Origin of the sequence: Microcoleus sp. D3_18_C4 (assembly GCF_036702355.1) — a bacterium.
GTDB lineage: Bacteria > Cyanobacteriota > Cyanobacteriia > Cyanobacteriales > Microcoleaceae > Microcoleus.
Window position 1 is genome coordinate 24,367 of the sequence record NZ_JAUBTF010000025.1, and the last position, 15,184, is coordinate 39,550.

The window sequence follows — 15,184 nt, forward strand, 5'->3', positions numbered from 1 at the left end:
ATACAGAACATCTGCGTTTTTGAATGGAAACTGAGTCACCACATGGATTATATATTCACTCCTGCAACTCAGGCGCGACTCAATAGTGGCAACCTTGTACAGCCTGCTACCAAAACAGGAAAATTGCTCCCGGCAGCTAGAGATCCGGTGACAGGGGAGTTTGTGGAGCTTGCAAAAATTTTTTATCAATCAAGAAGTGAAACTCTATCCTCGCGCGGAGTTATAGGATTGCTCGCACAGTTAGCCGGAGGTGGCCCCATACAGCCGCTGGTAGCTCCCGTATACGTGACTGTGGCGCCGTTGCAGGTGGCTCAAACTCATCAGGGGTTTCAAAAAATATACAGAATGCTTAACTCTCTGAAAATTAATTTGGCAGTGATCCAAGCAACTGCTGCTGTCATTGGTATTGGCACTGTATCGAGCACAGTTTTGTCAGCAGTAAACCTCAACCAAGTATTAAAAATCCGAGAAGAGGCAAAGCACCAGAAGCTAAAAATTAAAGACGGATTTATCGATCTCAGACACATCCTCAAAGATAGGGGAGTAGAGGTGATCCAGCAGATTTTTAAGGTGGCTCACGACTCTAGTTTTGAAATGCACCGCCAGAAACTGGTTAACGGTTATGAGATTTTTTCTAAAGCTATTAAACGCTGTCAGTCAGCCCTGACAGTGCCAGATATTAAACTTCGGAATTCCGAAATTAATAGCGGGAGGGATATGCTGTTTGAGGCTTTAAAAATTTATGACAATCCCAGTTTGTTGGAGGGGGTGTGTTCTGCCGGACAACTCAGGCACATGGAATGTGTTTGGGCGATCGAGCAGGCGATCGGCGTCACGTTTCACTTGCAGCGGGCCTACGATATGGTGAGCGATCGCCTGCGGGAACTCCAATCAAAAATTTGTCAAAATCTTCTAACTGTTGTTAAAGGATGTCAATCCGAACCAGAACTAGATTTTTTATTTCCTGAAGTTACTAGGATTCTCGGTCATGATTTAAGTGTAATAGAATTTTGGCAAAATGAGGTTGATTGGATGGAAACTTTGTCTCCAAAAGAGCAGCACCAGTTAGCTAGTTTAGATAAACTCACCGCCGATAGTTTAAAAAGCAGCGTGTACACTACATTCGCGGTATTAGCTGCGGAACCTTCCCTTTATGAAACTTTAAAGCAAAAGTCTCACTTTCTATCCTTGCGCGACCAGCTAACCTTCGCTGTGTCCCCGGAAATCCGCCGGGGATACGAATTTTATATCAGCCAGCAGGCGATCGCTACTGGCTATCAAGCTTTAGCTGCCTCGAATTGGCAAGAAATATCCGATTTAACTGTGGCTAACCTCTACCACTTTTTTCAAATTCGAGAGGAATCCCCTGAAAATTATCCAACTGAGGACGAATTAGAAACGCCTTATTGGCACTTTCCCAAAACCTTAAAAAACGAGTTGAATTACAGCAATTAAATGACTAATGACTAATGGATACTGTTGACTGTTGACTGTTGACTGACTTCTTCCCTCGTAGACACAACTTTTCAATTGTTACACTATCTGTAGTAGTAAGGTGTACACTGCCCACCCTACAAGTATAGTCTGTGCGTCAAGGACTATTTTTCCTTCTTCCTTCTTCCTTCTATCCTTTACATCCGTTACATCCGTTACATCCGTTACATAATCCGTTGCCGAACTTCCTTCTTCCTTCTGATTACCTCAACCACAACTTAATAGTATTGTCTTTAGAACCGCTAGCAATAGTTTTGCCATCAGGACTAAAAGTCACCACATAAACCTCATCGGAATGTCCCGTCAAAGTATTCAGCAATTCTCCGGTAGCAAAATCCCAAACTTTAATAGTTTTATCCTTGCTCCCGCTCGCAATAAAATTCCCATCCGGGCTGATAGCAACCGAGACAATATCGTCAGAATGTCCCTTGATAGAGCGAATTAAATCTCCTGTTTCGATATTCCAGATTTTAATACTTTCATCGTAGGAACCGCTAACAATGGTCTTGCCGTCTGGGCTAACAGCAATCGACCTCACGGGGTCGCCGTGTCCCTCAATAGTTTTGAGCAACGCCCCTGTTGCGACATCCACAACTGTAATTTTTTTATCCTTAGAAGCGCTAACCAAACTTTTTCCATCTGGAGTGAAAGCCACAGAATAAACAAAATCTGTATGGTCTGGAAAACTCTGAATCAAACGGCCAGTTGCTGCCTCCGAAATCTTTGTGGTTTTGTCTCCGCTGCCGCTAGCAACAAGCTGTCCGTCGGGGCTGAGAGCGACAGACCAAACAGAAGCAGTGTGGTCGAGACTGCGAATCACTTGCCCTGTTTTTAAATCCCACAGCATGACTCGCCAAAAACCGGTTCCCGTCGCCAGTTTCGTACCGTTTGAGTCAAAAGCAACCGACCAAATGGTGGAGGAATCTCCTGGAAAAGTGCGGATAGACTTGCCTGTAGCTAAATCCCAAATTTGGATGGTTTTGTCTTTAGAACCGCTGGCTAACATTAAACCGTCTGGACTGAAAGCAACAGACCCAACGGCATCTGAATGCTGAGCGAAATTTTTGACTTTGGCGTTCTTCCACCGCAGACCTGCTTGGCACTGTTCCTGTAACTCCTGAGCGGATGAATAGCTGCTGGAAGTGTTGGCAATTGTTGGTATTTGGCTGATGCAGTCTTCATAATTACTGCCTTTATAAAGAGCTTCAATTTGATTGAGCTCTTGGGATTCTTTCTGGGCTCGCTGCTGCCATTCTTGCCACTTGAGATATCCGTAAATTCCCCCGATCGCAGCTAAGATAGCCGCAATTGTTGCCCCGGCGAGATAAGGGTTGAATTTGCGAGTTTCTTTGGGGACAAGTGCTGCTGGGCTGGCGATCCTCTCCGTTGGCGTAGCCCCCGTAGGGGCGGGCTGCGCTAACGAGAAATCGGTTTTTCCGTTCAGATTTACCTGCGAGGATAGCGCCGGGCCTGCCTGCAATTCGAGTTGAGGGGCACTGCTGGCTGGTGGCCCATTGGGGTTGCGGTGTCCCTCCAAAACTGTGGAGATCGCCTTGTACAATTTAGCAAATAAAGATTTAGGAATGACTAATTCTTCGATTTTCGCGGCATCTTCGTCGGTAAGCCCTAAAACTTGCTGCAAGCGTTTTAATTCGTCGCGAGTTTCCAGAGAAAATGGATATTCTTGCTGCATTGCTTCTTGCAGTGATTGTTCGTAGCGTTCGCCTTTTTCCCTGTATTTCCGGTAAGGGTTCAATACCTCATCTTCGATCGCCTCTGCTTCTTCTGGCAGCAATTCCAAACTGACGCGCAGTTCATCTAATATTCTCCGACCGACGACGGTAATATCACCCCGGCTGCTGCTGCGCCGATCGACTTCTTCGCGATATATTGTTAGCTTGGGAATCCGCGCCCGCGATCGATCGCCAATTTTCCTCAAATCGGCTAAAGCTTCCGCCGCCGACTGGTACCTCTCCCGAAAATCGTAGCGCACCATATTATCCAAAACATCAGCCAGCGCTTGGGAACACGTGGCTAAATGCCGCCAAACAATTTCGCCTTTATTAGAATTTTTCAAATCCCGCAATTTCGGCAAATCGTAAGCCGGCAAACCCGTCATTGCTTGGATGCCAATCATTCCCAAAGCGTAGATATCGCTGTTGAGTTGCGGGTTGTATTGAAATTGTTCGATCGGCATATATTCCAGAGTGCCAATCCGCACAGTTACCGGCGCTTGTCTTTGAGCGATGTGAATTTCTTTCACCGAGCCAAAGTCAATCAAAACTAACTTATTATCTGAATAGCGGCGGATTAAATTAGCCGGTTTAATATCTCGGTGAATTACTCCCTGTCCGTGTACAAACACTAAAATTTCTAACAGTTCCTTCAGCAAAGGAATCATTTTTTCTTCAGTTAGAGGCTTGCCCGGTACAATCTCGGTTGATAGCGAGTGACCGGCAACAAAGGATTCAACTAAGAAAAATTCTTCATTTTCTTCAAAATAAGCGAATAGCTGAGGAATTTGGTCGTGTTGACCGAGCTTTTCTAGAACTTCTGCTTCTTTTTGAAAAAGACGGCGCGTAGTATTAATTAATTTCGGTTCGGTAGTACCGGGACGCAGGTGCTTGACAAAGCACTGCGGTTCTCCGGGACGGCGAATATCTTTGGCCAGATAGGTTTGTCCAAATTCTCCTGTTTCTATGACTTCAATGATTTGATAGCGTCCATCTAAAAGTTGGCTCACCATGATAATAACGCAGCCTTTTTTTGGTTGATTTTCGCAAGAAACAGTTGCAATGTTGAGTCAGTTGTATAGCCTTTTTCAGGTGAATTAGGTCTTCCTGGGCAGGGGCAAAACAGGGCATTGGGCATTGGCAAAACAGGGCATTGGGTATTCGGAATAGTTGTTTCTTTCCTTCTTCTTTCTTTCCTTATTCCGAGTTCCATCGGACTTCTTCCCTCTGACTTCTTTCCTTCAGACCTCTTTCCTTCATACTTCTGACTTCTGACTTCTGACTGAGATATTGCACCATTCTCAATTACTTGTTGAGGAACAGGCAAGATGCCTGTTCCACAAGAAAAATCATTCTTTGTGGAACGGGCATCTTGCCCGTTCTTGACAATGGTGTAACATCTCAGTTCTGACATACTTTATTTTTTCAACATCTGCAAAGCTTGATATCCCAAAAAGAAAAAACCCAAAGCGCCGAGTACCGCTATCGTGTTCGCAAACACATCGACTGTAAAAAATTCGCCCATTGCAATATCCTCTGAAAACTGATATCTATCCTCGGCTTTTCGGTCGCTGTCTGGGTGAGGGGTCTTGCCCCTCGCTGCGGGCGAGCCGAAAGATGCTCACAAATTATAGCAAAAGAGTTGGTCAATCGATTTTAGATTTTAGATTTTAGATTTTAGATTGAAGCATTGACCCCACGGATGAATCCGGGGGCTTGTATCCTGGATGCTTTCGGTCAAAATAACTTTTCGGGCGATCGACTAGCTTTTTGTTTTAATATTTTTTAATATTTAGGGAGACACATCCTGTACCGAAATTTTGAGGTCAGTTCGCTTTGATATTGTTAACCCTGCTAATTTTTTCTCTGATTGTAAGTAGAGCTTACACTAAGAATTTGCGCCGATCGGTCGAAAATGCGCCTCGAACCGACAGAAGTTTGGCTAAGCTGTCACCGGAGTCCGCCGCGCAGTTCCCTAAAGTTTCGGTAATCGTACCAGCATACAACGAGGCAGAGAATATTCGGGATTGCGCGATCGCCATTTTGGAGAGTACACCGCTGTCTGTGGACAACCTAGAGGTTTTAATTGTAGACGATCGATCGACAGACAACACGTTAGCGATCGGGCAAACCCTGCAACAGCATCTCAACGACCCCCGGCTTAAAATATTAGCAGGTCAGCCGCGACCAACCAACCAATATTGGGCGGGCAAAAACTGGGCCTGCGCCCAAGCTGTTCAAATAGCAACCGGAGACTTCTTATTATTTATCGATGCCGACGTGCGACTCAAACCAGGTGCGATCGAAACCGCTATCGCCACAGCCGAAACCGAGAAAATAGACTTGTTCACCTGTATGCCAGCGCTGGTTTGTGAGTGTGTGGCCGAGTGGTTAGTACAGCCGATAATGTTCAATCACCTAGCAGTTTGCTACGACTTTACCGCCGTCAACGATCCCTCGAAAACAGACAGTGCTTTTGCCGGCGGCCCATTCATGCTATTTAGGCGATCGGCTTACGAAAAAATTGGCGGTCACGAAGCAGTTGCCGGCGAAATTGTGGAAGATGTGGAATTAGCTAGGCGCATCAAACGTGCGGGTTTAAAGCTCGGACTTTATTCCGGGTCAAATTTGGCATCCGTGCGGATGTATCGGTCTTGGAGCGCATTGTGGGAAGGCTGGACAAAGAATTTGTATCTCGGCGCTAACCGCAGTTGGGGCTTGATGGTTTACATGGCTGCAATTATGTTCTTTATTTATCCTATGCCGTGGATAGGATTATTAATTATTCTGAAACAAATAATTTCCGTCTTCCCTCTTTCTTCTTCCGTCTTCTCTCTTCCTTCTTCCTTCTTCCTTCTTCCTTCTTCCTTCTTAGTAATAATCGTAATTTGGCAGCATTACAATTTGCGCCGCTTGGGTGCCGAGATTTCTGAATGTCCGACGAAATACTGGTGGTTAGGAGGTTTGGGAGGTGCGTTAGTGGCGGCGATGGCGATCGGTTCTGCGATTAAAACCGAAACTGGTTGGGGATGGACTTGGCGCGGTAGAACTTTGCAAATTAAGAGTTAATTAAGACTTGCATAGGGGCAGGCAATATGCCCACCCTACAAAAAATTAACTCCTTGTGGAACAGGCATCTTGCCTGTTCTTAAAAATCATCGAAAATGTGAGTTATAGAAGACCGAAGGCAGAGCTAATCATAACATCCGTTACATCCGTTACATCCGTTACCGAACTTCCGCGTATACAAAAGCAGGTACGCGCTTGTAAGCAGGCGTGCCCGATCGCTTTTCAATCTCCGGGTGAAAAATCACATTAACTTCAGGATAAAACATCAAAGCAGCACCCTCACGAACCGCCCCGTAAATCACCTCGACATTTTCCATTTTCCCCACATTTCCCTGCACCGTCACGCGCTGATGTTCTTGAAAACCAGTGCTTTCTGCATCCGCGCGATTCATCAAAATGCAGTTGCGGTGCGGCATTCCCCGGTACTTGTCATCAATTTTGTAGACGACAGTATTATGCTGAGAATAGCTGCGTCCCGTCATCAATGCCACAACAATACCCTGTGTTGACTCCGATACTCCAAATTCTTTCGCTTCCGGTAATTTCAGCTTAGGTAAAGGCGTGACAAACATCTTCGCTTTCCCAGACTCTGTAGGGAATTTAGGTTCTGTAAAAATGCGACCGCCGATCGTGAATTCCTCTTTTGTTTCATCAATTGTGGCTATTTTTTCATAGCCCGGAATAGTTTTAGCAATCAATTGGCGAACGTATTTTGTGTCTTGAAGTTGGCGCCAATCAACGGGAAAATTACCGTGAATTCGGCTGGCTAATTCTGTTAAAAAATGCACTTCAGGAATCAAATCCGAATTCTGGAGATGAGTTTCTCCCTCATCATTTAAACGCACAAAATTATTCCCCGATTCCACCGTTGTTTTGTGGGGGTTTTCAAAGCGATTCAGCACGGGAATCACAATTGTATTGTGCTTGGCTAATCCGTGAAAATGCCCTAAATTCGGTTTGGTTGCGAGGTAGATAACGGTTTCAACATTGCTTAAAGCGCGTTTTGCCTGCGTTGAATCTGGATTCGCCCCGTACAAGTTGCCGCCCAGACAGATCAGCGTATCGACTTTGCCTGCATCTGCTGCTTCAATGAGCGATCGAGTTTCGTAACCCTTAACAGGACTGAGGGGACGATTTAATAACTTTTCTAAAGCTTGTTGAATTTCTTTTTTCAGCTTGACAGTGACGCCCATAGAGCCGAATCCTTGGACATTTGAGTGTCCTCTGACTGGCATTAATCCCGCCCCTTCTTTGCCGACATTTCCCGTCATCAATGCCGTATTGGCGATGCTGAAAACGTTATCTACAGCGTTACCGTGTTGGGTAATTCCCATCGCCCAACCGAATACAACTCGCTTTGAAGTGCCCAGGATTTTGGCTGCTGCCTCAATTTCTGCTTGGGAAACTCCGCAGGTTTTAGTAATAGTTTCCCAAGAGGTTTCGCGGGCGTGCTGGACTACTGCTTCCCAGCCTTCTGTATGAGCTTGCAAATAGCTTTCTTCCAGCAAACCTTGTTCGATTATAGCCTTTTGAATGCCGACAAATAGCGCCGTATCGCTGCCGGGAATTGGTTGCAAGTATAAGGAGGAAATATCGGAACCGGGGATGAGCGACTTGACAGGAAATGCGGGAGAACCAAACTTGACTAACCCAATTTCCATCACCGGATTGATTACAATTATTTTACCGCCTTTGTCGCGAATTTTAATTAACTCGTTCATCAAGCGGGGATGGTTGTAGGAAGAATTGCTGCCCGCTAGCACGACGCAATCTGCTTCCTTCAAGTTTTCTAGACTCACTACCGAGGTGCGTGTGGCAAACATTTCGCTTAAGCCAGTTGTCGAGGGAGCGTGGCAGAGATCGGAACAATCTGCTAAGTTATTGGAACCCATCGCCCGCATCATCAATTGCAGCAGAAAAGCCGCTTCGTTGGAAGAGCGACCAGAACTGTAAGATGCGACTCTTTCGGGGGTTTTGCGAAAAGCAGCTTCGGCAATTTGATAAACTTCTTCCCAAGAAATGCGATCGTAATGAGATGAACCAGCCCGCAAAATCATCGGAAAACTCAGCCTTCCCAGCCTATCGGCTTCCATTGAAGTTAATTGCTGTAGTTCTGCAATACTCTTCTTTTCAAAAAATTGAGTTGAGATAGCCGGCTTGATTTCAGCGGAGATTGCTTCGACGCTTTTCATGCAGCGCTGAAGTTTTTCACCCTCTTCATTTGTAAAACCTCCTTTCTGCCCGCCAGTGCCCCAAGAACATGACAAACAAGCACTTTTGTGCAGCAAAGTTTTCCAAAGTTTCGGCCCTTCCGGGGACAATGTATGTTCTGCCCAATATTCTATTACGGGCAAACCGCCACCTATGTCTGGTGTTTCCTCGTTTGTCTCGTTGAATGGCGGGATTGGTTGGACATTTTGGGAGTTGACATCCATGTGGTTGACCTTTTGTTTGAATTGCGGATTGATGGGGCGGGCGAACCGCCAAATGAGTTAAATTTATTACTGGAATTTTACCGCAAATTTACAGCCCACAACACCAGTCAACAGATAGATTTTTTAATCTAAATTTAACTCGATGTTCGCCGTCACGAATGCAAGTTTTTATTCATCCGCCGACAGAGGAATGCAGTCCTCACTAAAGGATTTATTTCCTCTTATTTAACGCCTGCTTGCCAAATCCCAGACACAGCAGCCGATCGCCCTCAGCAACATTCGGGTCATTCTGCAAATAATCTCCCAACCACTCGCAACTCCGAGCAATGATTTTATTCAGTTCAAAATTCTCCAAAGGCCACAGAATTATAGTCCTATCGCTGCTAGCAAAAGCCAGAGTTTTGCTGTCAGAACTAAAAGTAACGCTCAACACGCGATCGCTCGATTCCAAAGTCTTCGATAGCAGCGCCTTCTTGCCGTCAAAATCCCACAGCTTAACAGTATTTCCCCCACTCGCCGCCGCAATCAATTTGCCGTCGGGACTAAAACTCACGCTTTCTACAGTATCGCTGTGGTCGAGTTTTTCAGTTAAATTAACAGCCTTTCCATCAAACCCCCACAAGTAAATTTTTTTGTCAGCACAAGCAGCAGCAATAGTCTTGCCATCGGGACTGAAACTAACATTTTTAACACTGTCTTGGTGGTCTAGAGTTTTCATAATTTTTGCCGACGAACCATTAAATTGCCACAGGTAAACTCTCTTTTCTCCGGTAATTTCAAAACCCTTTTTCTTCGCGCTTGCCTTGTCCTCAGCAGCGGTAGCAGTAGCAATAGTTTTGCCGTCGGGACTGAAGCTAACGCTAATTACTGGATTGCTGTGATCGAGTTTTGCAAACAAAGTTGCTTTAGAACCGTTCCAGCGCCAGAGGTACAATTTGCGATCGGCACTTGCGGCGGCAATTATCTTTCCGTCGGGACTAAAACTCACGCTTCTAACAATGCCGCTGTGGCTGAGAGTATCTAACAGTTTGCCGTCTAAACTCCAGACTTTCACTGTTTTGTCATTGCTGGCCGAAGCAACAGTTTTATCATCAGGGGAAATGCTCACCCAGGTAACAGAATCCTTGTGATCTTCTAAGGTTTTGAATAAACTGCCGTCAGTGCGCCAAAGTCTCACTGTTTTGTCCCCGCTAGCAGAAGCAATTGTTCTGCCGTCAGCACTAAAACTGACTTTGTAAACCCAGTCTCCGTGTCCCGATAAAATCTTATTCAGCGGAGTGCTGTCCGGTTTCCAAATTTTCACTATTTTGTCTTTACTTGCGGAAGCAATAGTGCCGTCACCGCTGAAATTCACTGCCCTCACATCGTCTTGATGTCCTCGAAAAGTGTTGAGCAAAGTGCCGCTGCGACTCCAAACTTTCACCGTATCGTCTGCACTGCCGGTGACAATTTTTTTGCCGTCGCGACTGAAACTCGCGCTGACAACTTCATCGTTATGTCCTTTGAGAGTTCTGATTTCCTCACCGTTTCGGTTCCAAATTTTGGCTGTGGTGTCGGCACTTGCTGAGACGAGTTCTCGGCTGTTTGGACTGAACTTAATGCTGTACACAATGTCAGAATGTTTGGTTAATGTTTTGGGATTAATTTTAAATTTCTGGGTTTTAGTTTCTCTGTTCCAAAGTTTGACAGTTTTGTCAACACTTGCTGAGGCTATTGTTTGGCCGTCGGGGCTGAAACTGACACCGAGCACCCAGTCTTTGTGTCCGGTTAAGGTTTGCAGCAATTTTTTGTTCGCAAGGTTCCAGATTTTGACGGTGTTGTCGTGACTGGCGGAAGCTAGGGTTTTGCCGTCGGGACTGAAACTGACGCTGGTGACGATATCGCGGTGGCTGGATAAAATGGCGATCGCACTTTTGTCGTTATTTACTTGCCAAATTCTAATTGTGCGATCTGCACAACCAGTCGCGATCGTTTTCCCATCGGGACTAAAACTAACACTCGTCACGCTATCTGGGTGATTGAAAGTTTTTAATAACTTACCTTCTTTGCTCCACAATTTAACAGTTTTGTCAGCACTTGCCGAAGCAACTGAATTGCCGTCGGGACTGACACTCACATCCAAAACAAACTTGCTGTGCTGCTCGAAACGGTTGCGTTCTTGCACCCCGGAAACTGCTTGTCTGAGTCTTTCTGCAATTTGAGTTTTAGTCTCCACAGGCAGCGCTGTACTTTTCAGAGAATCACGACCAATTTTGATACTATTTCCCAACACTCCTAATTGATTTTTTTCATTAGAAAGCACCAAAGCTTCCGACGCCGAATTTAGGGCATCAGTCCGACTGTTTTCTGCTTCTTGCCGTGCGCTTTCTGCTAATTTTGCTTGCTCGAATGCCATCCCCGAAACACCTGCGAGTACAAGCACTCCTAGAACCGCCGCCCGCAATTGCCATCTCCGAGATTGGTAAAGTTGAGCTTCCGCTTCGTGCTGTTTCTCTCTAGCTTCCGACAGCAAAGCATCTTGCTCTCTGTCTTTGCGAATTTGTTCAATTTCATCTCGGTTAATTTGGTTTTGCTTTCGCAGTTCCTCAACTTCTGCCTTTTTATCTAATTCTTGCTGCTGGCGAATGAAGCTAACTAAATAATCGTGAACGAGCTGATAAAGCTCAGCAGGCAGTTCCATCCATCGAAAAACTAAACCAGAGTTTACTAAAAGTTCTAAGACTAAATCTAGTTTATCAGCTTCAGCAAATGTCGCTAGATTTGAAGCTAATTCGGCGCGGGTTTTTAGGGGCCGTATTTGCTCTTCATCTGTGAGCAAATACAATACTCTGCGTGCAGCTACTTCATTCTCTGGACCGCAATCTTTTATGACTTCTTCGAGAAACCTTTCGACTAATTTTTGTTGCGGATTGTTGCCAAGTTCCTGATATTGAGTTAAAGTTCTAATGTTCTCTTGTTGCAGTTGAGCCCCGACAAGTTGTAGTTCGATCGGGCGGACTTCTCCTAATTCTCCAGCTAAATCTTGGACTAATTCTTCGATCAGCTCCGGTTCTAAGTAAAACTGCGCTCGCTCAGTTAAAGTGCGAATTACCGATCGCGCATCGACCAGCGAAAAGTTTCCCAAATAAAACAGAATGTTTTTGCTGAGAATGTCCTCCAAAATATCATTGTTAACGAATCCTGTCTGGTTTTTTGGTCGGGAAAATTCCAGCAAATAGTGCAGGTAATCTTCCCGCAAACACAGGACGACTTTTAAATATTTTATTTTCAAGCATTCCCGCAAAAAATCAAAAAATATTTGTCTTTCCGCTGGCTCTTTCCACACGAAAAAAAATTCTTCAAATTGGTCAAATATCAGAACAGTCACTAAATGTTCTGAATTTATTTGCAGCTCGTTGAGAATATTTTCGTATTCGATCGCCTGTTGTTGTATGATTAATTCTATTGGCTGTGACTGCTCCCTTTGATCCTCATTATTCCCAGTCGAGCCACCCTGAAATCCCGAAATAAGATTTCCCTTGACTGCACCTGCTTCTACGGTCAAATCTACCGGATCAGTTTCTGGTAAGGCTTCGGAATTTTCCGGATCGAATATTTCAGCTTTCCCAGCAGATAACTGTCTGGTCAATTCCCGCGGCCAGTTGTTGTAAACTTGCAGCACTACGGGCAAAACAGTCCGCATTTCTATTTTTTTTTGTTTGAGAGCTGGTACTAATCCTCCCGTGACTATTGAACTTTTGCCAACTCCAGACTGACCGTAAATTACTGTCAGTTTGTCGGGGGTATTGTTCATCCTATATATCAAGCGGTTGAGGTCTTGCTCTCTGCCGGAAGCTGTAATTTCGTCAGCAATAGTAGCAGCGCCTGCAAGAGTTTCGGCGACGGAATTAACCGCTTCTCTGTGCGGCTGCAATTTTCCGGCTCCAATAAAAGCTCGGAACCGATACGTGTGTTCCACCGCTCGATAATCTTGTTTAATTTGAAATGCTTGGAGATATTCTCCCCGCTGAAAATAGAGCGATCGCAGCATTTCTAAAACCCGCAAATACAGTTGCGGGTTGTAGCAAGGTTCGGTTTCCGAGCGAGCAAGCTCTAAATGCGCGATCGCCTCTTGTACCTCACCTAACTGACTCTGGGCCTCTGCTAAAATCAACAGATACAAGCCTAGATGCTGCGACTTTACATGGGTTCCCTGTCCCGTCGCTTCTAAATTTGAGTTGAGAACGTCTAGAGCGATTAAAGCCCACTCTTTCGCCCCTTGCCAGTTCTTTTGCTCTAAGGCTACTCTAGCCAAAAAGCCGTAATCTTGAGCCAAATTAACTGCTGAATTTTCCATATTTTCATGTAACCTCCGAGCTTTGATAGCTAAATTCCAGAGTGCATCCCAATCTTCTAAATGCTGCAATACTTCGCCAAGTTGATTGATGAATATACCAACGGCATCCGGCCGCCCCGCGCGTTCTAAAACATCAATACATTCCTGAAAATAATTCTTAGCTTCCGTCCAGTAAGGACGGTTGCCGCTGCGATGTTGTTCTGCTTGGAAGCGGTAGCAAAGACCGATGTGGAATAGCAGAATTCCCTCTAACACCGGTGCTGGGTGAACGGTAAATAACAAATCGCTAAATTCGGTTTTTTGTCCCCCAACAAATGCTACTTGATACTTCCAAAAACTGAGACTTTTTTGATACAATTCAATAGCCGCCGGGATGCGGTGACAAGCATATTCGTGCCTACCGCGAATAAATTGCAAACTTGCTTCAATAGCTGGTTCTAACCTGATGTTGCAAGTTTGCAAGTCTTGGCTGGCAGACTCTAGTTCAGTCAAAGAATTGGCTCCGAGAATGGCAGAATTAGTTAAACGCCAATTGCCACTTTCTAAAATGTTGGAAAAAATGCGATCGGCACTTTTGCCCAGGAACTCCACCAAGTCGTCGGGGCCAATCACAAATTCAACACTTGTCGTCCAAGTTTCGATATCTGTTACTAACCGAATCAGTTTTTTTAAGATTTTGTCTGTCACCCACAGCACCACCGGGAAGGAAAAATTATTCCGAAATTCTTCCCTCACGTAGTTGGTAGAAGTCAGGAGTCGATCAATCGCACTTACCGATTCCAATCCCAACACCATTAAAGCTGCCGGATGGCTGCAGGAAATTTTGGTTTCTATCGTCGTGTAAAGAGTTTTAACAGAGGGCGGGAGGACAATTTCTCGAATCTCGATCTCAGACTCCTCCCGCAATTGCCTTACAATTTCCTCTCTCATCGCACTGTAATTGCACCGCACCAAAATCAGGGAAAATTGCCCCTGAGACATTCTCAGAGTCCGGGAGAGAGTTTGCAGCGAACTTTTGTTTTGCTGTGCTGCGGTGTCTTGCTGGCAGTGCGAATTAAGCATAATTAATATTTGAAAAATATTCTCAGGATAGGTGCTGTCAACTGCCGAAAAAAGGAAGTTCGGCAACGGATTATTTAACGGATGTAACGGATGGCAGTTCGGCAACGGATTATTTAACGGATGTAACGGATGTAACGGATGGCAGTTCGGCAACGGATTATTTAACGGATGTAACGGATGTAACGGATGGAAGGAATCGACGGCAGGGGAAAGTGCAATTAAGAACGTCCTAACCATTTTGGCGGTTGCTCTAAGTTTACTTTTACCCGTTTTTACGTTTGCCAATCAGAGCGAAGAATCACATGATTAATTTTATTTCTGCCATTTTGGGCGATTTCCCATCACTGGGAACCATAAAATAGTTAAGTTTATTTCAGCCTGCATACTTATTATGTTAGCCGATCGCAATTAAAGCATACCCAAATAAATACATACTCTGTTATTCGCATATTCCCAGCAAAATCAACCGGAGTTTACTGAAATCTTGATAATTGCTCCAATTCTACCCAGCAAATGAGTCTTTGTTTGCAGGAGTCCCAGCCATCGCCAAAATCGCACCAATCCGATTCAGTTATTCGCATATCCCGGAAATCCGGCATTCCCTGGTTGACTGACCCCTCGCCGCACTGAGATAAACTACCGGGGGCGGCTCATCAATTACAGCTTGAAGATTTTTTGTCATAAATTTATTAATCTCCATATCTAAAGTAGCTGTAAAATCAGGTTCATCCCAATCCTCGCTTTCTTCAATGCTAATTGTTGTTGGTGGCCCAATATCAAAATCTAGCTCATCGCCAAAATCCGAAACTTTCTTAATTGGCTCTATTTTCTGATCGGTATCAGTCGCTAAAGCTTGAGTTGTATTGGCTATTAGTACGAGCGGCAGTGCTACTATGGCACTTATCGTTTGTCGCGCCGTGATTTTCCTCATGGTATCCTCCTGGTATAAACTAACTTTTGGTGCTGCTATACATTCAACATCTGCGCCTACTTTAGAGCGCTTTCAGTCGATTTTAGATTTTAGATTTTAGATTGACTCCACAGAAGAATCTGAG

Annotated in this window: 8 protein-coding genes; 3 read left to right on the forward strand and 5 right to left on the reverse strand. The window is 45.0% G+C overall.

Annotated elements, in window-relative coordinates:
- Positions 1-42 precede the first annotated feature (42 nt).
- A complete protein-coding gene (locus QUA90_RS14485; protein ID WP_333388877.1) occupies positions 43-1,455 on the forward strand; it encodes a hypothetical protein in 1,413 nt (470 codons plus the stop codon).
- Between the two features lie 241 nt (positions 1,456-1,696).
- Here the strand turns inward: QUA90_RS14485 and QUA90_RS14490 are convergent, their stop codons facing one another.
- Both QUA90_RS14490 and QUA90_RS14495 read right to left on the reverse strand, forming a co-directional pair.
- On the reverse strand, positions 1,697-4,240 hold the full coding sequence (locus QUA90_RS14490; RefSeq protein WP_333446183.1) for a protein kinase domain-containing protein: 2,544 nt from the start codon (positions 4,238-4,240) through the stop codon (positions 1,697-1,699).
- Positions 4,234-4,641: a hypothetical protein gene (locus tag QUA90_RS14495; RefSeq protein ID WP_333388875.1), complete on the reverse strand. Its 408-nt coding sequence runs from the start codon at positions 4,639-4,641 to the stop codon at positions 4,234-4,236. The genes QUA90_RS14490 and QUA90_RS14495 overlap by 7 nt, the downstream gene beginning before the upstream one ends.
- A gap of 422 nt (positions 4,642-5,063) precedes the next feature.
- Here QUA90_RS14495 and QUA90_RS14500 point away from each other — a divergent pair, with 422 nt between their 5' ends.
- Positions 5,064-6,296 carry a glycosyltransferase family 2 protein gene (locus tag QUA90_RS14500; protein ID WP_333446185.1) on the forward strand — a complete coding sequence of 411 codons (1,233 nt, stop codon included), beginning with the start codon at positions 5,064-5,066 and terminating at the stop codon, positions 6,294-6,296.
- 158 nt (positions 6,297-6,454) lie between these two features.
- Here QUA90_RS14500 and QUA90_RS14505 read toward each other — a convergent pair whose 3' ends face one another.
- Together QUA90_RS14505 and QUA90_RS14510 are read right to left on the reverse strand one after the other, a co-directional pair.
- On the reverse strand, positions 6,455-8,731 hold the full coding sequence (locus QUA90_RS14505) for an FdhF/YdeP family oxidoreductase (protein WP_333388873.1): 2,277 nt from the start codon (positions 8,729-8,731) through the stop codon (positions 6,455-6,457).
- A gap of 211 nt (positions 8,732-8,942) precedes the next feature.
- Complete coding sequence (locus tag QUA90_RS14510) at positions 8,943-14,129, reverse strand: nSTAND1 domain-containing NTPase (protein ID WP_333446187.1); 5,187 nt, start codon at positions 14,127-14,129, stop codon at positions 8,943-8,945.
- Positions 14,130-14,160: 31 nt separating this feature from the next.
- On the opposite strand from QUA90_RS14510, the gene QUA90_RS14515 reads away from it, so the two are divergent.
- Positions 14,161-14,439, forward strand: coding sequence for a hypothetical protein (locus QUA90_RS14515; protein WP_333324674.1), 279 nt, complete (start codon positions 14,161-14,163; stop codon positions 14,437-14,439).
- Between the two features lie 261 nt (positions 14,440-14,700).
- Here QUA90_RS14515 and QUA90_RS14520 read toward each other — a convergent pair whose 3' ends face one another.
- Positions 14,701-15,060 carry a hypothetical protein gene (locus tag QUA90_RS14520; protein WP_333324672.1) on the reverse strand — a complete coding sequence of 120 codons (360 nt, stop codon included), beginning with the start codon at positions 15,058-15,060 and terminating at the stop codon, positions 14,701-14,703.
- Positions 15,061-15,184 lie beyond the last annotated feature (124 nt).

What these genes read in the sequence shown, in the direction of transcription:
- QUA90_RS14510 (WP_333446187.1), bottom strand. Translation starts at nt 14,129, where the DNA reads ATGCTTAATTCGCACTGCCAGCAAGACACCGCAGCACAGCAAAACAAA.
- QUA90_RS14505 (WP_333388873.1), bottom strand. Translation starts at nt 8,731, where the DNA reads ATGGATGTCAACTCCCAAAATGTCCAACCAATCCCGCCATTCAACGAG.
- QUA90_RS14485 (WP_333388877.1), top strand. Translation starts at nt 43, where the DNA reads ATGGATTATATATTCACTCCTGCAACTCAGGCGCGACTCAATAGTGGC.
- QUA90_RS14495 (WP_333388875.1), bottom strand. Translation starts at nt 4,641, where the DNA reads ATGTCAGAACTGAGATGTTACACCATTGTCAAGAACGGGCAAGATGCC.
- QUA90_RS14490 (WP_333446183.1), bottom strand. Translation starts at nt 4,240, where the DNA reads ATGGTGAGCCAACTTTTAGATGGACGCTATCAAATCATTGAAGTCATA.
- QUA90_RS14520 (WP_333324672.1), bottom strand. Translation starts at nt 15,060, where the DNA reads ATGAGGAAAATCACGGCGCGACAAACGATAAGTGCCATAGTAGCACTG.